Below are 22380 nucleotides of genomic sequence, written 5' to 3' on the forward strand. Positions count from 1 at the left end.
CATCCCCCACGCGAAAGAGAAGGACATGGCTCGAAGACGCCTGCTCATCGACACCCGGCCCCTGAAGGAGTCACCCGCCTTCCGGCGGCTCTGGGCAGGGTCCACTTTGTCCGCGATCGGCGGCCAGATGACGAGCTTCGCGGTCGTCCTGCAGGTGTACGTGCTCACCGGCTCCGCGATCGCGGTCGGCGCGGTCGGCCTCGCCTCGGCCCTCCCTGCGATCGTGTTCGGCCTCGCCGGCGGCTCGCTCATCGATGCCGTCGACCGGCGCAAGCTCGTGCTGGTGACCAGCGGCTGCCTGACCGGGGTGTCGGCCGTGCTCGCGGTGCAGGCGTTCATGGGCCTCGACCAGTTGTGGCTGCTGTACTGCCTGGTCGCGGTGCAGTCCGTGCTCAGCGCCGTCAACGGTCCCGCGCGGAGCACCTTCCTGCCTCGGCTGCTCACGGCCGAGCGGGTCCCCGCGGGGGCGGCGCTCAACATGTTCGCCTTCCACTTCAGCGCGACGATCGGCCCCGCTCTCGCCGGCGTGATCGCCGCCGCCGGAGGGCTGCGGCTGTGCTACCTCGTCGACGCGCTGAGCTTCGCCGCGGCCCTGTACGGAATCGCCCGGCTGCCCGCCATGCCACCCGAGGGCGGGGGCACCCGGCCCAGCCTGCGGTCGGTCGGCGAGGGCCTGCGGTTCATCGGCCGCGACCGGATCCTCGGCGGGGCGTTCCTCGCCGACATGAACGCCACGATCCTCGGGATGCCCTTCGCGCTCTTTCCCCTGATCAACGCCGAACGCTTCGGTGGTTCGACGCAGACGCTCGGCCTGCTCACCTCGGCGGTCGCGGTCGGCGGCATCCTCGGCACGGCGCTGTCCGGCTGGGTCGGTCAGGCGTCCCGCCAAGGACTGGCCATCCTGGTGGCGAGCGCCGTCTGGGGCGCCGGCCTGGCCGGGTTCGGCCTGGCCCACGACCTGTGGCTCGCCCTCACCCTGCTCGCCGTCGCCGGTGCCGCCGACGTGGTCAGCGTGGTGTTCCGCACGACCATCGTCCAGGTCGTCACGCCCGACCGGTTTCGCGGGAGGGTGGGCGCCGCCAACCACGTCGTCGGCGTGGGATGCCCGGAGCTCGGCAACTTCCGCGCGGGCGCGGTCGGCTCGCTGGTGTCACCGTCCTTCAGCGCCGTGAGCGGTGGCCTGGCCACCGTCGCCGGCGCCGCCGTGATCGGGCTGGCCCTGCCCGCCTTCACCCGCTACCGAGCCCGCCCCTCCTCCGCCCCGGTCACGACCCCCGAGCCCGCCACGACCTCCTAGGCCGGGGAGTCGTGGTAGTCATGGGCACATGTCCGAACCGTCCCCCCTCCGCGCCGAAGATCCCGAGCAACTCGGCCGTTACCGGCTGCTCGGACGTCTCGGCCGGGGCGGCCAGGGAGTCGTGTTCCTCGGCCGCTCCCCCGAAGGTTCGCGCGTCGCGGTCAAGCTGATGCACTCGCGGCTGGACGAGGAGAAGGCGCGCCGCCGGTTCATCGGCGAGGTGGAGGCGGTGCGGCGGGTGGCGCCCTTCTGCACCGCCCAGGTGCTGGAGGCCGACCTCGACGGCGACCGCCCGTACATCGTCAGCGAGTACGTGGAGGGAGTCTCGCTCCAGGAGCACATCACGGCGGAGGGCCCCCGTACGGGCGGCTCGCTCGACCGGGTGGCCGTCGGCACCGCCACCGCGCTGGCGGCCATCCACGGCGCGGGCGTCGTCCATCGTGACTTCAAGCCGGGGAACGTCCTGCTCGCCCCCGACGGGCCGCGCGTCATCGACTTCGGCGTCTCGCGGCTGATGAACACCACGGCCACCACGGGCAGGGTGCCGATAGGCACGCCCGCCTACCTGTCTCCCGAACAGCTCAAGGGCGAGCGTGCCGGGCCGTCGGCGGACATGTTCGGCTGGGCCCTGACGGTCGCCTTCACCGCCAGCGGCCGGCACGCGTACGCCGCCGGCTCCTTCGAGGCGACCCTGGGCCGCATCCTGTTCGGCGAGGCGGACCTCGACCCGCTCACCGGGTCACTGCGCGAGATCGTCGTCGCCTGCCTGGCCGCGGACCCGTCCCGGCGGCCGAGCGCGGACGAGGTGCTGCGCCGCCTCATCGGTCAAGGGGCCGCCCCGCTCCCCGGCGAGGTGCTGGAAACGGGTGCCACCCTCGCCTCGCGGCCCCAACCCCCCGACGACCACGGCCCCTCGACGCTCCCTTTCACCCCGGAGCAGGACGACCAGGGCCCCTCAACGCTCCCTTTCACCCCGGAACAGGACGACCAGGGCCCCTCAACGCTCACGTTCACCCCCGCGGCACACCACCACGACGGCCCTTCGACGCTCACCTTCACCCCCGTGGAAGGCGACCACCAAGGCCCGTCCACACTCAACTCCGCCCCTGTGGAGGGCCGCGAGGGCGCGGCCACGGTCCCGTCAGAGCGGGATGCGGGCGGTCACGGCCGCCTGGAGACGGACTCCGGCCCCCCGGCACGTACACGCCCGAGGTGGCACGCCCTCGTGGCCGCCATCTCCGTCCTGGTGGCCGGCGCGATCGGGGTCACGCTGTGGCAGGCGAACCTCCGTACCGAGGGGAGCGATTCCCGGGGAGGACCCGCCGGCTTCTCGTACGCGGGCCGGTGGACCGGCAGCGCCGAGCATCCGACCGCCGGGCGGGTGTTCCCCGTGGAGATCCTCCTGAAGGGCGTCACGGGACCCGGGACCATGCGGTGGGGGGCGGACCTGCACTGCACGGGACGGCTGACCAGGCTCGGCGGACAGGCCGCGACGGCGACCTTCCGGCTCGACCAGGTGCGCGGCGACCAGTGCTACCCGAGCACGGTGCGGATCTCGCCGGAGGGTGCCGACCAGTTGGCGTTCGAGGTCACCAGACCGGGCGAGACGTCCTCCCGCTACTCCGGCACCGCGTCCCGCACCTCCTGACCGCACCGGGCCGCCATGCCGAGATGCGGCCGGGCGGTCCCGGCCGCACGCTCATCTGCCATGGAAGGCAATCTCAGAAGTCGACGTCGATGCAGGCGAGGCGTGCCCCCGCCTGGCCCGCGTGACCGGGTCCGGTGTGGGTGTGCTCGGTATGGATCACCACCGAGTGCGGGTGCCGGTCGGTGAACTTCCGGTCCATGGCGGAACGCGAGAACGCGTTGCCCTGGGCGTCGGTCGTGAAGTCCAGCCAGATCTCGTTGCGCGCGTTCGCGTACTTCGGGTCGGTGGAGGGAGTGACGGGATCCTGCGTGTGCTGGTAGTGCGGCCCCGCGTCCTCGCCCTTCGCCCCGCACTTGTTGTTGTGCACGTGCGCGCCGTACTTCCGGTTGGGCAGAAGGCCGTGCGCCTTCAACTGCACGTACGCGAGCGCGTCGCCCGCCGGCACGTACGCCACGGCCGCGGCGGCACCGGTGGGAACGAGTTTCGCGTCATAAGTGACCGCCACCTGCCCAGCCCCATAAGCCGCGAACCGCCCAAGCGCCAGCACCGGCTCCTGACTATTACGCACCGGCTCGGCCTGAGCCCTTGCGAAGCAGGCGCCCGTATCCAGCAGCGCCAACGGCAGCAACATGGCCGCGAGCCCATTGCGCACCACCATTATGAAGTCTCCCTCGCTCTATTCAGACCACCCTTCGGCAACATTTGCAGATATACCCGACATTAGGATAATTCCGGCCAATGTCACGCTAAGAGTGCGCAATCATCAGCCGCAGTCACACTGAAAGCGCTGCGTACTCCAGCACATCCGGGCACCCCGTCCTCCGTCAGGCCATCGAAGATCGCAGGCGTGACCTCCTGGAGCAGCCGTCCGGATGCGCAGGCAGACGTCACGGCAATCCAGTCATACACCCCAAAGCGGACAGCAGCCGGAGGCCACCGCCCGATCTCGCACGCGAACATCGCGCCAGGATGCCGCAGAGACCAACATGGCGATCGAACCAGGTCAGCAAGTTTCGGCATTCCAAATCACTAAATAACGGACACCAGCTATCCCGAAAGTCCTGGAACCGCCAACGTCGGCAGCCGTAATGGCAACACACTCACCCGAGCCTCCAAATACGACATTCCACCACTAGAAGGAATAGGCGCTCCCTGGCGAGCGCCCTGAATCAAGGGCATTGGTGGCAATTGAGCGCGGCATCGCAATCTTCTGTGTCAAGGTTGATCCTTTGACTTCTGCTGAAGACAAGCGGCCCCCCAGGAGGTACAGTTTTGACTGTACAGCGAAGCGCGTGTCCCGATTGCGGTCGCATCTACTACGAACGGGGGTCGGCCAAGATGATCGAGGCGGCACGCACCCGTGAAGGAGCGGCCAGAGCCGACGCTTTCATAACGCGGCTCGAAAAATCGCGCAGCCAGAAGGACGCGAAACGGCTCGCCGATATCCTCGTACGATTCGAGCGATACGCATACACAGGCTCGCTGGCCATTCCTCGGGACCTCAATGACCTGCGAGATGGCATAAGAGAGATAAAAGCGGGCGATGTCCGGCTGCCGTTCTTCGATGTTCCCGCCTCCCCGGCCAACGCCATCCGTATCACCAGTGGGTTCCTCAAGAGATCGTTGAAGACACCGAGGAAGCAGATCGACGAAGCCATCTGGGTCAGGAAGGAGGATCTGGCGTCGTGAGAAACCTGTACGAGCGGTTCGCGGCCACCACGAGAGGTGCCAGAGCTCTTGCGGCGGCCAGGCTGCGCCATGAGGTCCTGTCGGTTCTGCACCAGGCCCTGCACCTGTTCGGGGGGTCGCAGAGCGATCTCGCCAAGCGGCTCGGGTTCCGTCGTTCGGCCGTCAACCAGATCTTCCGCGGAGACGGCAACCTGCGGATCGACACCCTCGCGGACTACCTTCACGCCATGGGCTTCGAAGCGGACATCCGGCTGGTGCCGGCGGGTGAGCCGCGACGCGCCACGGTCGAGCAACGAGCCGTGCGCCCGGTGTCCCACGACTGGCGTGTCAAGCGTCCTCAGGCCACATCGTCCGGTGTCTTCCTCACCGGCGAGCCCGAGGGGCGTCCCCTGCTGATCCAGTGGAAGTCGGCACCCATCGGCAGCACGGAGAGCATCCGGTTGGAGGCGGAAGTCCACCCCATGGCTCCACGGGTGCCTTCTCCTGATCAGTACATCTCTCTCGGTACAAGCTCGCTGGTGACGTGATGAGCGAGCAAGCGGGAGAAGACTCCGCCGATCTCGTCAAGATGATCAGCGACCAGGTCGAGTTGCAGGACATCGCGCCCGTGGCCTTCTCCGGGGAGAGGCTGAAGCCGGGAAGCGGGTCCAGGCTCCAGCTGGCGCTCGGCGCGGCGGCGGCCGCCGCCGACGGCTCCCTTTCCTACAAGTTCGACCTGGCCGGCGAGGTCCTTGACGACGATGACGAGGCCATCGTCACGTTCGCCATCTCGATGGTGGTGACCTACGGCCCCCGTGACGCCGGCCTGGAGACCGCGCTCACCGAAGACACCGCCTCGCTCAAGGTGTTCGGCGACCAGGTCGCCTGGGTGGAGGTCTACCCCTACATACGCGAAGGGCTGCAGACGGTTCTGGGCCGCTTGCGCGTACACGGTTTCCAGTTGCCGATGCTCCGTCCCGCCAGCGGCCTCGAACCGGATGTCGCCGGCTAGGAGAAGCCCCGCGCTGGGACCGAGGATCCCGAGCCGGTCAAATGTGCAAGGCGTACACCGTCCTGGCCGTGGTGGTGAAGAGTTGGGTGTGTTCTGACCTCGTCAGGTTGGTGGCGAGGTGGTGGGCGAGGGCGGTGACCTGGGTGTAGGTGGCGGCGAGTTCGCAGACGGGCCAGTCGGAGCCGAACATCACGCGGTCGGCGCCGAAGCACGACAGGACATGGTCGGCGTACGGGGCGATGCGGGGGGCGTCCCAGTCGGTCCAGGTGGCCTCGGTCACCAGGCCCGAGAGCTTGCACGTCACGTTGGGCGACTCGGCCAGAGCCTTGATCTCGCTCGCCCACGGCTCGGTGACGCCCGACGCGATCGGGGGCTTGGCCGCGTGGTCGAGCACGAAGCGGACGCCCGGCAGGTCACGGACGACGTCTCTGGCCGCGGGGAGCTGCGGCGTGAGCACGAGCAGGTCGTACGCGAGCCCCGCCTGCCCCACCGCGCGGATGCCGTGCCGCACGTCCGGGCGAGCGAGCCACGCGGGGTCCTCCTCGTCCTGCACCGGGTGCCGCACGCCGACCAGCAGCTCGCCACCCGGGCCGGTGCGCAGTCGCATGAGCACGTCCGCGACTCCGGGGTCGGTGAGATCGACCCATCCGACGACCCCGGCGATGAGCCCGTCCGACGCGGCGGCGGTCGCCAGGAACTCCTCGGTCTCCTCGACCGCGGCCACCGTCTGCACCAGCACCGTGCGCTCGACGCCCGCCGCCTCGGTCTCCCGCCGCAGGTCGCCGATGCCGTACGGCCTGCGCAGCGGCGCGAGCGCCTCCCCCGCCATCCAGGGGTAGTGCCGGCGCGTGGTGTCCCACAGGTGGTGGTGCGCGTCGATCATCGCCGGCTCTCCATGGTCGGGTCGGCGATCAGGGACTCCCCGGCGAGCGCGGTCCACAGCTCGCCGGGCACCGGGGCCGCGGCGAGGGCGGCGTTGCGCTCGACCTCCCCGGCGGACCTGGCGCCGGCGACCACGGAGGTCACAGCAGGGTGCCGCGAGGGGAAGGCCAGGGCCGCGTGCGGGAGCGTCACGCCGTACCGCTCGCAGACGGCGGCGATGCGCCGTGTGCGCTCGACCAGGGCGGCCGGCGCGGGCCCGTAGTTGTACGTGCCGGTCGCGTCGTGCGTGGCGAGGAGCCCGCTGTTGAACACCCCGGCCGCGAACACCGCGACGCCGCGCGCCTCGCAGAGCGGCAGCAGCTCGTCCGCGCCCGACTGGTCGAGCAGGGTGTAGCGCCCGGCGAGCATGACCAGGTCGAGGTCGGTCTCCCTGACGAAGCGCGCCGGCATCTGCCATTGGTTCATGCCGACCCCGACCGCCTTGATCACGCCCTCGTCGCGCAGCTCGGCGAGCGCGGGGTAGGCCTCGCCTGCCGCCTGCGCCCAGTGGTCGTCGGGGTCGTGGATCAGGACGATGTCGACCGAGTCGTGCCCGAGGCGTTCGAGGCTCTCGCCGATCGAGCGGCGCACCCCGTCGCGGGAGAAGTCCCAGACCCTGCGGTGGTCCGCGGGCACGTCGAAGCCCTGGTCGTCGCGCCCGCCGGCCGAGGACGGCACCAGCAGCCTGCCCACCTTGGTGGACAGCGTGTACGAGTCACGCGGCCGGCCGCGGAGCGCGGCGCCGAGACGGCGCTCTGAGAGCCCGAGCCCGTAGTGCGGGGCGGTGTCGAAGTAGCGGACCCCGGCGGCCCAGGCCGCCTCGATCGCCTCCCCGGCCTGCTCGTCGCTGATCGCCGAGAACAGGTTGCCGATCGGCGCGGCGCCGAACCCGAACGTGGTCACCCGCGCTCCCCGGCCCACGATCCCGTTCTCCACTCAGGTCTCCTTCGTCGTCGCGTCCACAGGCGTCATCTACATCTCCCAGACCATGCGCAGCCCCGTGCTGGACGGGTCGAAGTCGCCGTCGAGCAGGCGGTTCATCTGGAGCTGCCACGCCTGGTTCGCCGCGCTGCCCGCCAGCCTGGCCTGGAGCGCGGCGTAGTCGTCCACCTCGACATAGTGGAACAGGTCGAGGCCGTCCCGCCAGATCTTCCACGAACGCACCCCGGCCTCGCGCATCTCGGCCTCCAGCTCGGCCGGGATGGCCGCGTGCTCCCTGTCGTAGGTCTCCTCGGCACCCGGCCTGAGCCGGGTGCGCAGGGCGATGCGCTGGGTCACGGGGTGCCTCGCGTCCTGGTACGTGCGGCCGTGCTCACCTAGTCCTGCGCCTTTCCGCTGGTGACCCGGGCCAGCATCAGCGCAATGAGGATGATTCCTCCGTAGATGGCCTGGATCCACTGGGCCGAGACGCCGGCCAGCGTGAGGATGTTGTTGATCAGGCCGAGCACCAGCACGCCGCAGAGCGCGCCGAACAGCGTGCCCTTGCCGCCGTCGAGGCTGACCCCGCCGATGACCGCCGCGGCGAACACCGTGAAGATCATGCCGTCGCCCTGGGCCGCCGCCACCGAGCCGAGCCGGCCGGTCATCAGCAGGCCGGAAAGGGCCGCGAGCAGCCCGCCGATCATGAACACCGCCCAGACCACCCGGTCGGTACGTACGCCCGCCGCGCGGGCGGCGTCGACGTTGCCGCCGATGGCGTAGATCGACCGGCCGTGCCGGAAGTATCCGAGCGTCACGATGCCGGCGATGTAGGCGACCCCGCAGATCCAGATCGACGCCGGAAGCCCGAGCCAGCGCGCGTTGCCCAGATAAAGGAACGATTCGGGCAGCGCGAACAGGTTCTGGCCGCCGGTGAAGCCGATCTGCAGGCCGCGCAGCACGATCAGCATGCCCAGCGTCACGATGAACGCCGACAGCTTGAACCGCAGGATCAGCAGCCCGTTGAAGGCTCCGATGATCACACCGATCAGCAGGCAGATGGGGATCCCGAGGGCGGACGGCCAGTCGGTGCCGAGGCCGTTGGAGGCCGCCGGGATGACCAGGCCGACGCCCAGCGCGGGGGCGAGCCCCACGGTGGACTCCAGCGACAGGTCGAACTTCCCGGCGATGAGGATCATCGCCTCCGCCAGCACCAGCAGGGACAGCTCGGTCTGCTGCTGGAGCACGTTGGTCAGGTTGTCGCCGCTGAGGAACGCCGGTTCGAGCAGCGCGCCCACGACCATCAGCAGCAGGATGGCCGGGACCAGGGCGAGGTCGCGGAACCGTGCGATCCGCAGGCCGGACGGTCCCGAACGCGTCTTGCCCGGAGAGCCGGGAGAGCCGCCCGGAGTGCCGGGAGAGGTCACGGTCGTTTCAGTCATCGTGCGTCGACACCTTCCATGACCGCCACGAGCTCGGCGTCCGCCCAGCCTCGTGACACTTCCTTCACGACCCGGCCGTGGAACATCACCACGACCCTGTCGCAGATGCGCAGGTCGTCCAGCTCGTCGGAGACCAGCACGGCCCCGGCTCCGCGTTCCGCGGCGTCCTCGACGGCACCGAGCAGCGCCTGCTTCGCCCGCACGTCCACTCCCGAGGTCGGGTTGATCACGACGAGCGCCTTCGGGTCATCCGCGAGCGCGCGCGCCATGACGACCTTCTGCGCGTTCCCGCCGGACAGGTCCCCGACGGGCTGGGACGGGCCGGTGGTCTTGATGTCCAGGTCCTCGATCATGCGCTCGGCCCTCGCCCGCCGCAAGGCCGGGGACACCGCCCCGAAGCGCCCCAGCTTGTGGGCGATGGGGAGGGTCGCGTTCTCGGCGATGGAGAGCAGTGGCACGAAGCCCTCCTTGTGCCGGTCCTCGGGAACGAAGCCGAGGCCCGCGCGCAGCGCCGAGGTGACGTCCCCGGGGCGGGGACTGCCCCCGTTGACCGTCACCTTGCCGCTGTCGGCGGCGTGCAGGCCGACCAGCGTCTCCGCGAGGCCGATCTTGCCGCTGCTGCCGGAACCGGCGAGCCCGACGATCTCCCCGGCGCGGACGGCGAGGTCCACGTCCTGGTAGCGGCCGGCGAGCGTCAGCTTCTCCGCGCCGAGCACGACCTTCGCCCTGGCGTCGGCCTTGCGGGAGCGGGCCTGGTAGCCCGCGGCGGCCTCGCCCGTCATCGCCGAGACCAGCTCGTCGTGCGGAAGCTCGCCGACCGCGCTGGTGAGGATGTGCCGGGCGTCGCGGAACACCGTGACCGCCTGGCACACCTCGTACACCTCCTCCAGGTGGTGCGAGATGAACATCATCGTCACGCCCTGGGACCGCAGCGCCCGCATCCGGACGAAGAGCCGCTCGATGGCCGGGCCGTCGAGCCGCGCGGTCGGCTCGTCCAGGATGATGAACCGCGCGCCGAACGACAGCGCCCTGGCGATCTCCAGGAGCTGGCGCTGCTCGACGTCGAGGTCGCCCGCGAGGCGGCCGGCGTCGACGTCCACGCCGTACTGGTCGAGCAGGTCGCGGGCGCGGGCCCGCAGCGAGCGCCAGTTGATCGGGCCGCGGGCCGACTGGCGGTTGAGGAAGAGGTTCTCCGCGACGGTGAGCGTGGGGATGATCGTGGACTTCTGGTAGACGCAGGCGACCTGGCCGCGCCAGCCGTCACGGTCCGCGATCGAGGGGGCGGGGCGGCCCGCGAAGAGCACCTCGCCCTGGTCCGGGCGCTGGAGGCCGGTGAGGATCGAGACCAGCGTCGACTTGCCGGCCCCGTTGCGGCCGACCAGCGCGTGGGTCTCGCCCTCGCCGATGACGATCCCCGCGTCGTCGAGCGCCGTCGTCGGCCCGAAGCGCTTGGTGACGCTCCGGGCCTCGACGGCCGGGGTGGTGGATTCCGGCATCACTTGACCTGGTTGCCCCAGAGGTTGGGGTCGTCGACGTTCTCCTTGGTGACCAGCGGCGCGGGGAGCTGGTCCTCAAGGCGGCCGCCGCCCACGTCGACGATCGTGCTGTCGTGGTCGGTCTTGCCGGGAGCGAAGGTCTTGCCTTCGAGCGCCGCCTTGGCGTACGTGAGCGCCCACTTGGCGTAGAGGTCGGCGGGCTGGGAGACCGTGGCGTCGATCTGGCCGTCCCGGATGGCCTGGAACTCCTGCGGGATGCCGTCGTTGGAGATGATGAAGATGTGCTTGGGGTCGGTCGGCGGCACCAGGAGGTTCTTGGACTTCAGCAGCTGCAGGGTCGGGGCGAGGAACACGCCGCCGGCCTGCATGTAGATGCCGTTGATGTCGGGGTGCTGCGTGAGGCGGGTCTGCAGCGCGGCGGAGGCCTTGGCGCCCTCCCACTCGGTCGGCTCGGCGAAGACCGTGATGCCCGGGTAGTTCGCCTTCATGCACTCGGCGAACGCCTCGGAGCGGTCACGGCCGTTGACCGACGACAGCGACCCCTGGAACTCCACGACCTTGCCCTTGCCCTTCAGCTGCTCGCCGAGGAACTTGCAGGCCTTCTCGCCGTACGCGCGGTTGTCGGCGCGGACGACCATGTACGTCTCGCCCTTGTCGGGCCGGGTGTCCACGGTGACGACGGGGATCTTCTTGCTCGCGAGCTGGTCGAGCGTGGTGGCGATCGCCCCGGTGTCCTGCGGGGCCATGACGATGGCCTTCGCGCCCTGGCTGACCAGCGCCTGGGTGTTGGAGACCAGCTTGGAGACGTCGTTCTGGGAGTTGGTGGGCGGCATCAGGTCCAGGCCGAGCTCGCTCGCCAGCTTGGGCACGTACTTGTTGTAGGAGTTCCAGAAGTCGGAGTCCGCGCGGGGGAAGTCGACGCCGACCTTGCCACCGGCGGCGGCGGAGCCGCCCCCGGCCGAGGCCGCGGGGGTCGCCGGGTCCGCGGACCCGCATGCCGACAGCGTCATGGTGACCGCGAACAGGGCCACGCAGGTGGCTGACGATCGTATTTTCACTTGTCGCCTCAATTCAACGGGGAGATGGGGGGTGCGGGCCGCCCCTGGGAAGCGGCCGGGTCTTTCTCATCTGTTGAGCCGCCGGTGGTGTCCCCGGCGCCTTGGGCTTGAGAAGCCTAGGACTTAGGGCGGGGGCGTAGCCCGTGCATTCCGCCGTCGACGGCCAGCACGGTGCCCGTCGTACTGCTCGCGAGGGGGCTCGCCAGGTACGTGATCGCGGCGGCCACCTCCTCGGCGCTGACGAGCCGCCCCATGGGCTGGCGCTGCTCCAGCGCCCGGCGTTCGGCGTCGGGATCGGGCGCGGCGTCGAGCAACCGCTGCACCCACGGGGTGTCGGCGGTGCCCGGGTTGACGCAGTTGACCCGGATGCCCTCCGCGATGTGGTCGGTCGCCATGGCCAGCGTGAGCGACAGGATGGCGCCCTTCGACGCGCTGTAGAGCGCGCGGTTGGGCAGGCCGGCGGTGGCCGCGATCGAGCAGGTGTTGACCACGGACGCGTGCTCGGACGCCCGCAGGTACGGCAGCGCCGCCCGCGTCACCCTGACGATGCCGAGGAGGTTGACGTCGAGGACGCGGAACCACTCCTCGTCGGCGTTCGCCTCGATCGTGCCCGCCGCGCCGATGCCGGCGTTGTTGACCAGGATGTCGATGCCGCCCAGGCGCTCCGCCACGTCGGCGACCGCCGCGCGCACCGCGGCGTCGTCGGTGACGTCGGCCTTGACGCCGACGAAGGGGTCGCCCGGCGGGTTGACGTCCAGGCAGGCCACCCGGGCGCCCCGCTCGGCGAGCATGGTCGCCGTCGCGAGGCCGATACCGGAACCGCCGCCGGTGACCAGCGCGGCGAGTCCGCCGAACTCACTCATCTGGCTTCTCCAACTCTTTCTCCGGCTCTTCCTCTTGGCTCACGCCGACTCAAGCGCGCCGGTCTCGGCGACGTTCCAGACGGGGCCTTCGGGAAACGTGTAGTCCGCGATCGACTCCGGGCGGATCGTGGCGCTGAAACCGGGCATCAGGGGAGCCTTGTAGCGCCCGTTCTCGATCACGACGGGGTCGGCGAAGTGCTCGTGCAGGTGGTCGACGTACTCGATCACCCGGTCCTCGGCGCTGCCGCTGACCGCCACGTAGTCGAACATCGCCAGGTGCTGCACCAGCTCGCACAGGCCGACGCCGCCCGCGTGCGGGCAGACCGGCTTCCCGAACTTGGCCGCGAGCAGCAGGATCGCGATGTTCTCGTTCACACCGCCCACGCGGGCGGAGTCGAGCTGGACGATCGAGAGCGAGCCGGCCTGCAGCATCTGCTTGAAGACCACGCGGTTCTGGACGTGCTCGCCGGTCGCGACCTTGATCGGCGCGAGCGCCCGCGCGATCGTGGCGTGGCCGAGCACGTCGTCGGGGCTCGTCGGCTCCTCGACCCAATACGGGTCGAACTCCTTGAGCGCGTTGACCCACGTGATGGCCGAGCCGACGTCCCAGCGCTGGTTGGCGTCGATGGCGATGCGGAACTCGGGCCCGCAGACCTCGCGGGCGATGCGCATCCTGCGCCTGTCGTCCTCCAGATCGGCGCCGACCTTCAGCTTGATCTGGGTGAACCCCTCGTCGATCGCCTCCTTGCACAGGCGGCGCAGCTTGTCGTCGTCGTACCCGAGCCAGCCCGGCGAGGTGGTGTACGCGGGGTAGCCCTCGGACCTGAGGCGGCTGATCCTCTCCTGCCGCCCTGGCTCGGCCCGCCGCAGGATGTCGAGGGCCTCCTCGGGGGTCAGCGCGTCGCTGAGGTAGCGGAAGTCGACCAGCGAGATGAGGTCCTCGGGGGACATCTCCCCCAGGAGCAGCCACAGGGGCTTGCCCTCGACCTTGGCCTTGGCGTCCCAGAGCGCGTTGACGACCGCGGAGATCGCCATGTGCATGACGCCCTTCTCCGGGCCGAGCCAGCGGAGCTGGGAGTCGCCCACCATCTCCTTGTAGAGCGCGCCGAGGTCGTCGAGCCGCCTGCCCACGACGAAGGGCGCGAGGGCCTTGATCGCCGTGGTCTCGATGTCGTTGCCCCGGCCGATGGTGAACGCGAACCCGTGTCCCTCGACGCCGGCGTCGGTCCGCAGGACCACGTACGCGGCGGAGTAGTCGGGGTCGGGGTTCATCGCGTCTGAGCCGTCCAGCTCCCTGGAGGTGGGGAACCGGATGTCGTGGGTCTCCAGCGCGGTGATCAGGGGGCCGCTCATGCCTGTCCCACGGTCTGACGCTGCCGGCCGAGGCCGTCGATCTCCAGCTCCATCACGTCCCCGCTCCTGAGGTAGGGCTGGTCCGGCATCCCGAGCGCGACACCCGCGGGCGTGCCGGTGTTGATCACGTCGCCGGGCTCAAGGACCATGAACTGGCTCAGGTAGTGGACGACCTCGGCGACGCCGAAGATCATGTTCTTGGTGCCGCCGTTCTGCCGGGCCTCGCCGTTGACCCAGAGCCGGAGCCCGAGGTTCTGCGGGTCGGGCACCTCGTCCGCGGTGACGAGCCAGGGCCCGAGGGGGTTGAAGGTCTCGCACGACTTGCCCTTGTCCCACTGGCCGCCGCGCTCAAGCTGGAACTCCCGCTCGGAGACGTCGTTGGAGATGGCATACCCCGCGACGCAGCCGAGCGCCGCCTCGTGGGAGTCGAGGTAACGCGCGGTCTTCCCGATGACCACCGCGAGCTCGACCTCCCAGTCGGTCTTCACACTGCCACGCGGGATCAGGACCTCGTCGTTCGGCCCCACGACGGTGTTGGGCGCCTTCATGAAGATGATCGGCTCGGCGGGCAGGTCCGCTCCGGTCTCCTCGGCGTGGTCGCGGTAGTTGAGTCCGACGCAGACGACCTTCCCCGGCCGCGCGACCGGCGCCCCGATGCGCCCTCCGAGGGCACCGGGGGCCGTTTCCTCGCGGAGAAGCGGCAACTCGTTCCTCAGCAACGCGTTCGCGACGCGTGCCATCTGCCCCGAAGTGAAGAAGGCCCCGTCGAGGTCGGCTTCCTGCCCGAGCAGGCTTCGCAGGTCACGCGGACGTCCGGTGTCGTCCAGGACCGCGGGACGCTCCTCTCCGGGTGGTCCGACTCGCAGTAGCTTCACGCGTCTCCTTCAATTCATCGGATGTCTTGAGAGAGAAGACTACGCGGAGATAGGCCAGCGTCAAGTCCATCGAGGTCAGACGGCTGCATTCATCCGATCCTTATTTTTCCTTCCGTAGAATGTTCATGGCGCTCGCACAGTGACGGCACGAGCACTTTCCGCTGTCCGGCGCGGTGGGGCATCAGTGCCGCCCGCGCGACTTGACGTGCCCGCACGCCCGTAATAGAACACGTTTCAGAAACTGGTTCGGCCAAGCGTTTGATCGAAACCTCAGGTGGTCATATGGAAATCAACCTCGTCGACCAGGATCACTACGCGAGGGACGGTGTCCCGCACGAGCAGTTGAAATGGCTGCGGGCCAACGATCCCGTCTTCTGGCACGAGGGCGATCCGGAGCTCGGCTGGCCGGGATTCTGGGCGGTCACCAAGCACGAGGACGTCGTCCACGTCTCCCGCCACTCCGAGCTCTTCTCCTCCAGCAAGAAGCTCGCCCTGTTCAACGAGATGCCCGAGGAGCAGCTCGAGCTCCAGCGGCTGATGATGCTGAACCAGGATCCCCCCGACCACACCCGCAGGCGGTCGCTGGTGAACCGCGGCTTCACGCCGCGCCAGATGGGCGCCCTGGAGGAGCACATCAGGGAGATCTGCCACAACCTGATCGACGAGGCCGCGGCCAAGGGGACGGTCGACTTCGTCACCGACGTGGCCGCTCCCCTTCCGCTGTACGTGATCTGCGAGCTCCTCGGAGCGCCCGTCGAGGACCGCAACAAGATCTTCGAGTGGTCCAACCGGATGATCGGCAGCGAGGACCCCGACTACGCCGGGACTCCGGAGGAAGGGCAGATGGCGGCCGCGGAGGTCTACGCGTACGCCAACCAGCTCGCCGCGCAGCGCCGTGACCAGCCGCGCGACGACATCGTCACCAAGCTGATCCAGCCCGCCGAGAACGGCGAGGTGCTCACCGAGGACGAGTTCGACCTCTTCGTGCTCCTTCTGGTCGTGGCGGGCAACGAGACCACGCGCAACGCGGCCTCCGGCGGCATGCTCACCCTCTTCGACAACCCGGCGCAGTGGGAGCGGCTGGTACGCGACCGCTCCCTCGCGCGCACGGCCGCCGACGAGATCGTCCGGTGGGTGTCCCCGGTCAACCTGTTCCGCCGCACGGCGACCCGCGACACCGTGATCCGGGACAAGCAGATCAAGGAAGGTGACAAGATCGTCGTCTTCTACTCCTCGGCCAACCGGGACGAGGACGTGTTCGAAGCGCCGTCGAGCTTCGACATCGGCCGCGACCCCAACCCGCACATCGGGTTCGGCGGCGGCGGCGCCCACTTCTGCCTGGGCAACCACCTGGCCAAGCTGGAGCTGCGCGTGCTCTTCGAGGTCGTCGCCCAGCGCCTGCCCAACCTGCGCCAGGCCGGGGAGGCCAAGCGGCTGCGGTCGAACTTCATCAACGGCATCAAGACCCTCCCCGTGGAGGTCTGACCAGGCCGGCATCCGGTGGCCGTCCCCGCGCACGTCCGCGGGGACGGCCGTCCCTCCCGCGCCCGGCGGCGGATCGGGCGGCCTCTGCCCGCTAAGATCGCCGAGAGGCCGATAAGCCTATATTTCCCTGTAAATCGGGGGTGGGCGGCGGCAGAGGAGAGACGATGTCAGGCTCGCGTCCGGCACCCGAAGGCGTCGACCCGAACACCCCGAGCTCCGCGCGCATCTACGACTACGCCCTCGGCGGCAAGGACAACTACGCCGCCGACCGGGTTGCCGCCGAGAAGGTCTTCGCCCTCGCGCCCGAGATGCCGCTGATGGCCCGGCAGAACCGTGCGTTCCTGGGCCGCGCGGTCCGCTACCTCAGCGCCGAGGCCGGCATCCGCCAGTTCCTCGACATCGGCTCGGGCCTGCCGACCCAGCAGAACGTCCACCAGGTCGTCGCCGAGACCGCGCCGGAGTCCGCCGTCGTCTACGTCGACTACGACCCGATCGTCGTCGCGCATGGCGACGCGCTGGTCGCCACCACCGGCAACGTCTCCTTCGTACGCGGCGACCTGCGCGAGATCGACCACATCCTGGACCACCCCGACCTGCGCAGGCTCATCGACTTCGACCGGCCCGTGGCCGTGCTCCTGGTCGCCGTGCTGCACTTCGTCCACGACGCCGACAGGCCCTACGAGGTGGTCGAACGGCTCAAGGACCTGATGGCGCCCGGGAGCTACCTGGCCCTGTCGCACGTGACCCCCGATCCGCACCCCGAGGAGACCGCCGAGCTCGTCAAGGTCTCCACCCGGGCCGGCGCGCCGTGGGTGGCCCGCTCCCGCGCCGAGCTGATGCGCTTCTTCGACGGCTTCGACCTCGTGGAGCCCGGTCTGGTCACCGCTCCCGAATGGCGTCCTGACCTCACCAAGCAGGTCGACCCCGACAAGATGTGGGTTCTCGCCGGCGTCGGCCGCAAGCGCTGACCCGGGCGCGGCGCCCGTCCTCCGCCACGTGGCGGGCGTCCCCGAGCCCGCTGGATTAGGCGTTCCCCGGCGCTGTACTCCCCAGGGCGTACGAGACATGACGCTGTACGACGGACGACCCGGCGGGCCGTTTCGGCCAGCATCGCGGTAACCACCCAATTCGATGGAGGTAACCGTGCGCAGGGTCTATGCCGTCCTTGCCGGCCTCATGCTTTTCGCCGTCGTGGCGCAGTTCTACTTCGCCGCGGTCGGCGCGTTCGACAAACCACAGGAGGACAGCTCCTTCGCCTTGCACAGCGTGACCGGCATGATGGTCATCCCGGTGCTCTCGCTGCTCGCCACCGTCGCCGCGGCCGTGTCGCGGGCGCCCGGCCGGCTGATCGGCCTGACCATCCTTCCCCTCGGCCTGGTCGTGGTCCAGGTGCTGATCATCGCCGTGGGCGGCCTGCTGGACGACGGCGCGGGCAACACGACTCCGGGAAGCCTCGCCATCCTCGGGCTCCACGCGATCAACGGGCTCGCCGTCATGGCCGTGGCCGGCATGGTGTTCCGCCAGGCCCGGCTCTTCGCGAAGGGCTCCTTGACGGCGGCTCCCGGCGAGAGCGCGCGCGTGCGATGACGGTCGCGGGGCTGATCGCGCTCGAGCTCGTCGCCGGGGTGGCCGCCACGGTGGCGTGGCTGGGCTCGGGCGCGGCGGCCGCCGCCCGTCGCGCCGGGCTCGCGCTCGCGCTGTTCTGCGTCGCCGTGGCGGCGTCACTGGCCCGGGCGGGGACGGCCCTCGCGCTGGCCCCCGCCGGGTGGTGGTTCGTCCAGGAGAAGGTCACGCTCACGCTGCCGCTGCTGGTCGCGGCCGTGCTCGCCGCGAGCGTTCTCGCCGCGCCGCGCCTGGTCGCGGCCGTACGCGGGCGGGGAGGGTCGTCGTCGGACGCGGCGGTCGTGGTCACGCTGCTGGGGGCGGGGTACGCGGCCGTGGCGGGGCCGGCGGTCACGCTGCTGGTGGGGTACCCGGCGACGTGGAGCACCGGTCTGGTGACCGTGGCGCTGGTCGTGGGGGCCGTGCTGGTGACGTGGCGGGCCGTCTCGGCGTCCGTCCCCGGGCTCCGGGTCACCGCCGCCGTGGCGCTCGCGACGGGCCTGGCCGGCGCGGGCCTGGTGTTCGTACCCGCCGAGGCCACCGACACCGGCGGCGGCCCCCAGGCGGCCATGGAACCCCACGCCACGCGAGCCCACGCCGCCATGGCGGCTCATTCCACCGACGCCCACAGCGCCATGGGAACCGGTGCCTCCAGCGCTTCCGACAGCGGCCACGCGAGCGGCGGTCAGCCGGTGACCGCGCTGCGCGGGCCGTCCACTCCCGCGGCGGGCGGGGAGGTGCGCCGGTTCACGCTGACCGCCCGCACCGCGACCATCACCCTGTCCTCCGGGCGCAAGGTCGCGGCCTGGACCTTCGACGGCCGCGTGCCCGGGCCGCCGATCACCGCGGCCGAGGGCGACCTCATCGAGGTACGGCTGCGCAACGCCGACGTCACCTCGGGCGTCACCCTGCACTGGCACGGTTACGACGTGCCCTCGGGCGAGGACGGGGTCCCCGGCCTGACGCAGGACGCCGTGATGCCCGGGCAGGAGTTCCTGTACCGGTTCCGCGCGACCCAGGTGGGGACGTACTGGTACCACACGCACGAGGTCTCGGACCGGGGAGTCAAGATGGGCCTCTACGGGATGCTCGTCGTCACTCCCCGCGAGACCGCCAAGGAGGGGGCCGACCTCACCGTCCCCGTGCACACGTTCGCGGGGAAGATCGCGCTCGGCGACCACGACCAGCCGTTCGAGCAGCGGGTGGCGCCCGGCGCGCCCGTACGGCTGCGCCTGGTCAACACCGACAACACCCCGCACCAGTTCACCCTGAGCGGCACGCCGTACAGGGTGGCGGCGATCGACGGCAGGGACCTGAACGGCCCGGGCGAGCTGAGCCGGACGACGCTGCGCCTGCCCGCCGGCGGACGCTACGACCTCGTCTTCCCCATGCCCACGGCCGGGGCGGTGCTGCGCGCCGACGACCGCGCGGGCACCCTGCGCCTCACCCCGGACGGCGCTCCCCCGGCACCCGCCGCGTCCGCCACCGAGGACACCTCGGGGTGGCCGGAGTTCGACCCGCTTTCGTACGGCAGGCCCGCCGCCACGCCGTTCGGCGCGGGCAGCCGGTTCGACCGCCGCTTCACCCTCGTGCTGGACCAGGGCCTGGCCATCACGAACGGCCGGCCGGCATACGCGCACACGGTGAACGGGCACGCGTTCCCCTCCATCCCAACCCAGCTCGTGCGGGAAGGGGACCTGGTGCGCGTCACGGTCGTCAACCGGGGGCGCGAGACCCATCCCTGGCACCTGCACGGCCACACGGTGCTGGTGCTCTCCCGCGACGGCCACGCGCCGACGGGTGGCCCCCTGCTGCTGGACACCTTCGACGTGCGGCCGGGCGAGGTCTGGGAGGTGGCGTTCCGCGCGAACAATCTCGGCATGTGGATGAACCACTGCCACAATCTCAGCCACGCCGACCAGGGCATGGCCCTGCATCTGGCCTACGAGGGCGTCACCACCCCGTTCCACGGCGCCCACGGCGGCTGAGCCGTCCGTCGCCCGGGTCGCCACCGCGGACAGCGGGAGCGGCCCGCGGCGTGCCGAGGCGGTGTGACACTTCCGCGGCGTGCCGAGGCGGTGTGACACTTCCGCGGCGTGCCGAGGCGGTGTGACACTTCCGCGGCGTGCCGAGGCGGTGTGACACTTCCGCGGCGTGCTGAGGCGGTGTGAAAGTTTCGCGGCGCGTCCAAGCCGGCGCCATCACGCGGTGGGCAACCGCTTGCCACCGATATAGGGCTATATCAGGATTTGCCCGTGATGGAACGTATGCCACCTCACGAGCCCGCCGAGGGCGCCACCCGCCGCCAGGGGCCCGTCCGGCACCCGACCGGCGAGACCGGCGCCGCCACGGCCACCACAACGGCCCCCGACCACGACGCCGAGCCGGACCCGCCCCAGGAGGAACCGGCGTTATCCCGGGAAGAGCCGGAGCCGGCCCGAGGAAGCACGGCGCCGGCGCGAGCGGAACCGGTGCCGTCCCCGGATGGGGACGCCGCAGGGCGGTGGTGGTCGCCGCGGTTCCTGAGCGACGCCGCCGACCAGCGGGCGCTGCTCATCTGGTTCCTGTCCCACATCGGGGTGCTGATCTACACCTACCTGGCGGGACCCGGCCGCACGACCGACCCCTTCGTCAACCGGCTCACCCGCTGGGACGCCGAGAACTTCATCGCCATCGCCGACTACGGCTACGACGGCCCCCCTGGCATGCAGGACAGCGCCAAGCTGCCCGCGTTCTTCCCCGGCATGGCACTGCTGATCAGGCTCCTGCGGCCGGTCGTGCACGACGGCCGCGTGGCGACACTGCTCATCTCCCTGGTGGCCAGCGCGGTGGTCGCGGTGGCGCTGTCGCGGCTCGCCGAGTCGTACGCCACGGGCAGCGGGAAGTTCGCCGTGGCCGCGCTGTTCCTCAGCCCCTTCGGCGTCTTCCTCTACTCGGGATACTCCGAGGCGCTGTTCCTGGCCCTCGCGCTCTCGGCGTGGCTGCTCGCCCGCAGGGGCCGCTGGGAGGACGCCGCCCTGTGCGCGACGGGTGCCGTCACCGTGCGCGTCTCGGGCCTGTTCCTGGTGCTCGGCATGCTCGTCATGTTCCTGGTGGCCGAGAACGGCCGCAGGGCGCCCCAAGGCTGGCAGCGGCTCCCCTGGCTTGCCCTGCCGGGTGTGCCGATGGTCCTGTACGTCACCTACCACTGGACGCGCACGGGCGACTGGCTGGCCTACAACACCGTGCAGGACCAGTTCTGGGGCAGGCACGCCGTCTGGCCGTGGGAGGCGTTCCTCAACACCTGGAACATGTCCGACGACGTCGCCACGCTGACCACCTCCTACTACGAGGAGATCATCTCGGCCGCCGTGCTGCTGGCCCTGGCCGTCTGCCTGGCGGTGCGGCGCAGGTGGCCCGAACTGGCCTACATCACGCCGCAGGTGCTGTCGTTCCTCACCCTGTCGTCGTTCTACATGTCGATCGGCCGGGGATCGCTGACGTGGTTCCCCCTGTGGGTGGCCATCGGCGTCGCCGGCGTGCGGAGACCATGGGTCTGGTACACGAGCATGGCCATCATGATCCCCGTCATGGCCATCAACGTCGGCAACTTCACCACAGGCGCCTGGATCGGCTGACAGGAGCGTCCCGACGCCTCAGGACCAGGAGGTGTCCTGTTCCGGGTCGTTGCCGTCGGACAGGAGGCGGAGGTCGGACTCGACCATCATGGCGACGAGCTGCTCGAACGTCACGGCCGGTTCCCAGCCGAGCTGGACCCGTGCCTTCTTGGGGTCGGCGCACAGGAGGTCGACCTCGGCCGGGCGGTGCAGGGCCTGGTCGCCGACCACGTACCGCTCCCAGTCGAGCCCGGCGGCCTCGAAGGCGGCGACGACCAGCTCGCGCACCGACTGCGTGTGACCGGTGCCGATGACGTAGTCCTCGGGCGCCCCGGCCTGGAGCATCAGGCGCATGGCCTGGACGTAGTCGCCGGCGTAGCCCCAGTCGCGGCGGGCTTCGAGGTTGCCCAGCCGCAGCTCGGATGCCAGGCCCAGCTTGATCCGCGCGACGCCCAGCGTCACCTTGCGCGTCACGAACTCGGCGCCGCGCCGGGGCGACTCGTGGTTGAACAGGATGCCGGAGACCGCGAACATCCCGTAGGACTCGCGGTAGTTCTGGGTGAGGAAGTGCCCGTACGCCTTGGCCACGCCGTACGGCGAGCGCGGGTGGAACGGCGTGCGCTCGTTCTGGGGCGTCTCGCGCACCTGGCCGAACATCTCCGAGGACGAAGCCTGATAAAAGCGGATCTGGCCGGAGGCGGAGGCCCGGGAGGAGGTGATCCCGGAGCAGACCCTGATCGCCTCCAGCATGCGCAGCACGCCCATGCCGGTCACCTCGGCCGTCAGCTCGGCCTGCTCCCACGACATGGGCACGAACGAGATGGCACCCAGGTTGTAGACCTCGTCGGGCTGAACACGTTCCACAGCCGAGATCAGCGACCCCTGGTCGAGCAGATCGCCCCGGACGAGCTTCACGTCCTGGAGCAGCCTGCGAACGCGAGAGACCCGGGGGTTGGCCTGCCCGCGAACCAGACCCCAGACGTCGTATCCCTGGTCGAGCAGGTGCTCGGCGAGGTAGGAGCCGTCCTGCCCGGTGATGCCAGTGATCAGCGCACGCCTGGCCAACGGGTCCTCCTTGTTCTTCGGGATCAGCCGCTTGTACTGCTTCGCCCGAACTCTGAGCTGTAAGACGCGAATGTACCGCCA

At 70.3% G+C, this 22380-nt stretch carries 21 protein-coding genes; 10 read left to right on the top strand and 11 right to left on the bottom strand.

Features of this window, described 5'->3' with window-relative positions; all coding sequences use genetic code 11:
* The first annotated feature begins 25 nt into the window (after window positions 1-25).
* Together ACOZ38_RS39545 and ACOZ38_RS39550 are read left to right on the top strand one after the other, a co-directional pair.
* Window positions 26-1297, top strand: a complete 1272-nt coding sequence (locus tag ACOZ38_RS39545; RefSeq protein WP_424536035.1) for an MFS transporter — start codon at window positions 26-28, stop codon at window positions 1295-1297.
* 28 nt (window positions 1298-1325) lie between these two features.
* Entirely contained in the window at window positions 1326-2945 is a 1620-nt protein-coding gene (locus ACOZ38_RS39550) for a serine/threonine-protein kinase (RefSeq protein ID WP_424536036.1), read from the top strand.
* 73 nt (window positions 2946-3018) lie between these two features.
* Here ACOZ38_RS39550 and ACOZ38_RS39555 read toward each other — a convergent pair whose 3' ends face one another.
* Complete coding sequence (locus ACOZ38_RS39555; protein WP_424536037.1) at window positions 3019-3603, bottom strand: superoxide dismutase family protein; 585 nt, start codon at window positions 3601-3603, stop codon at window positions 3019-3021.
* Between the two features lie 680 nt (window positions 3604-4283).
* On the opposite strand from ACOZ38_RS39555, the gene ACOZ38_RS39560 reads away from it, so the two are divergent.
* Genes ACOZ38_RS39560 through ACOZ38_RS39570 form a run of 3 tightly spaced genes read left to right on the top strand, consistent with a single transcriptional unit; the run spans window position 4284 to window position 5625 of the window.
* On the top strand, window positions 4284-4634 hold the full coding sequence (locus tag ACOZ38_RS39560; protein ID WP_424536038.1) for a hypothetical protein: 351 nt from the start codon (window positions 4284-4286) through the stop codon (window positions 4632-4634).
* The gene (locus ACOZ38_RS39565) at window positions 4631-5161 is read left to right on the top strand and encodes a helix-turn-helix domain-containing protein (RefSeq protein ID WP_424536039.1); all 531 of its coding nucleotides are present in this window, start codon (window positions 4631-4633) and stop codon (window positions 5159-5161) included. The genes ACOZ38_RS39560 and ACOZ38_RS39565 overlap by 4 nt, the downstream gene beginning before the upstream one ends.
* Window positions 5161-5625: a hypothetical protein gene (locus ACOZ38_RS39570; RefSeq protein ID WP_424536040.1), complete on the top strand. Its 465-nt coding sequence runs from the start codon at window positions 5161-5163 to the stop codon at window positions 5623-5625. Before ACOZ38_RS39565 ends, ACOZ38_RS39570 begins: the two co-directional genes overlap by 1 nt.
* 37 nt (window positions 5626-5662) lie before the next feature.
* On the opposite strand, the gene ACOZ38_RS39575 is transcribed toward ACOZ38_RS39570, so the two are convergent.
* From ACOZ38_RS39575 to ACOZ38_RS39615, 9 genes are all read right to left on the bottom strand, one after another.
* Entirely contained in the window at window positions 5663-6508 is an 846-nt protein-coding gene (locus ACOZ38_RS39575) for an amidohydrolase family protein (RefSeq protein ID WP_424536041.1), read from the bottom strand.
* A complete protein-coding gene (locus ACOZ38_RS39580; RefSeq protein ID WP_424536042.1) occupies window positions 6505-7482 on the bottom strand; it encodes an aldo/keto reductase in 978 nt (325 codons plus the stop codon). The genes ACOZ38_RS39575 and ACOZ38_RS39580 overlap by 4 nt, the downstream gene beginning before the upstream one ends.
* A 36-nt stretch (window positions 7483-7518) precedes the next feature.
* Window positions 7519-7824: an L-rhamnose mutarotase gene (locus ACOZ38_RS39585; RefSeq protein WP_405141327.1), complete on the bottom strand. Its 306-nt coding sequence runs from the start codon at window positions 7822-7824 to the stop codon at window positions 7519-7521.
* A gap of 38 nt (window positions 7825-7862) precedes the next feature.
* Window positions 7863-8906: an ABC transporter permease gene (locus ACOZ38_RS39590; protein WP_405141328.1), complete on the bottom strand. Its 1044-nt coding sequence runs from the start codon at window positions 8904-8906 to the stop codon at window positions 7863-7865.
* Window positions 8903-10402 (bottom strand): sugar ABC transporter ATP-binding protein, encoded by a 1500-nt coding sequence (locus ACOZ38_RS39595; RefSeq protein WP_424536043.1) that lies wholly within the window; start codon window positions 10400-10402, stop codon window positions 8903-8905. Before ACOZ38_RS39595 ends, ACOZ38_RS39590 begins: the two co-directional genes overlap by 4 nt.
* Window positions 10402-11460, bottom strand: coding sequence for a sugar ABC transporter substrate-binding protein (locus ACOZ38_RS39600; protein ID WP_424536044.1), 1059 nt, complete (start codon window positions 11458-11460; stop codon window positions 10402-10404). Before ACOZ38_RS39600 ends, ACOZ38_RS39595 begins: the two co-directional genes overlap by 1 nt.
* A gap of 116 nt (window positions 11461-11576) precedes the next feature.
* On the bottom strand, window positions 11577-12323 hold the full coding sequence (locus ACOZ38_RS39605; protein WP_424536045.1) for an SDR family NAD(P)-dependent oxidoreductase: 747 nt from the start codon (window positions 12321-12323) through the stop codon (window positions 11577-11579).
* A 39-nt stretch (window positions 12324-12362) separates the two neighbouring features.
* Window positions 12363-13676 carry an L-fuconate dehydratase gene (locus ACOZ38_RS39610; protein ID WP_424536046.1) on the bottom strand — a complete coding sequence of 438 codons (1314 nt, stop codon included), beginning with the start codon at window positions 13674-13676 and terminating at the stop codon, window positions 12363-12365.
* Window positions 13673-14551 carry a fumarylacetoacetate hydrolase family protein gene (locus tag ACOZ38_RS39615; protein WP_424536047.1) on the bottom strand — a complete coding sequence of 293 codons (879 nt, stop codon included), beginning with the start codon at window positions 14549-14551 and terminating at the stop codon, window positions 13673-13675. The genes ACOZ38_RS39610 and ACOZ38_RS39615 overlap by 4 nt, the downstream gene beginning before the upstream one ends.
* Window positions 14552-14833: 282 nt before the next feature.
* Between ACOZ38_RS39615 and ACOZ38_RS39620 the strand changes: the two genes are divergently transcribed.
* The 5 genes from ACOZ38_RS39620 to ACOZ38_RS39640 all read left to right on the top strand — a co-directional run bounded on the left by ACOZ38_RS39620 (window position 14834) and on the right by ACOZ38_RS39640 (window position 21255).
* A complete protein-coding gene (locus tag ACOZ38_RS39620; RefSeq protein WP_424536048.1) occupies window positions 14834-16036 on the top strand; it encodes a cytochrome P450 in 1203 nt (400 codons plus the stop codon).
* Window positions 16037-16200: 164 nt separating this feature from the next.
* Window positions 16201-17004, top strand: coding sequence for an SAM-dependent methyltransferase (locus ACOZ38_RS39625; RefSeq protein ID WP_424536049.1), 804 nt, complete (start codon window positions 16201-16203; stop codon window positions 17002-17004).
* A gap of 175 nt (window positions 17005-17179) precedes the next feature.
* Complete coding sequence (locus tag ACOZ38_RS39630) at window positions 17180-17623, top strand: DUF6220 domain-containing protein (RefSeq protein ID WP_424536050.1); 444 nt, start codon at window positions 17180-17182, stop codon at window positions 17621-17623.
* On the top strand, window positions 17620-19626 hold the full coding sequence (locus ACOZ38_RS39635) for a multicopper oxidase family protein (protein WP_424536051.1): 2007 nt from the start codon (window positions 17620-17622) through the stop codon (window positions 19624-19626). The genes ACOZ38_RS39630 and ACOZ38_RS39635 overlap by 4 nt, the downstream gene beginning before the upstream one ends.
* A gap of 279 nt (window positions 19627-19905) precedes the next feature.
* A complete protein-coding gene (locus ACOZ38_RS39640) occupies window positions 19906-21255 on the top strand; it encodes a mannosyltransferase family protein (RefSeq protein ID WP_424536052.1) in 1350 nt (449 codons plus the stop codon).
* A gap of 18 nt (window positions 21256-21273) precedes the next feature.
* On the opposite strand, the gene ACOZ38_RS39645 is transcribed toward ACOZ38_RS39640, so the two are convergent.
* Window positions 21274-22299, bottom strand: a complete 1026-nt coding sequence (locus tag ACOZ38_RS39645) for a GDP-mannose 4,6-dehydratase (protein WP_424536053.1) — start codon at window positions 22297-22299, stop codon at window positions 21274-21276.
* Between the last annotated feature and the right edge of the window lie 81 nt (window positions 22300-22380).

This window comes from Sphaerisporangium viridialbum, from assembly GCF_049674955.1.
Lineage (GTDB): Bacteria > Actinomycetota > Actinomycetes > Streptosporangiales > Streptosporangiaceae > Sphaerisporangium > Sphaerisporangium viridialbum.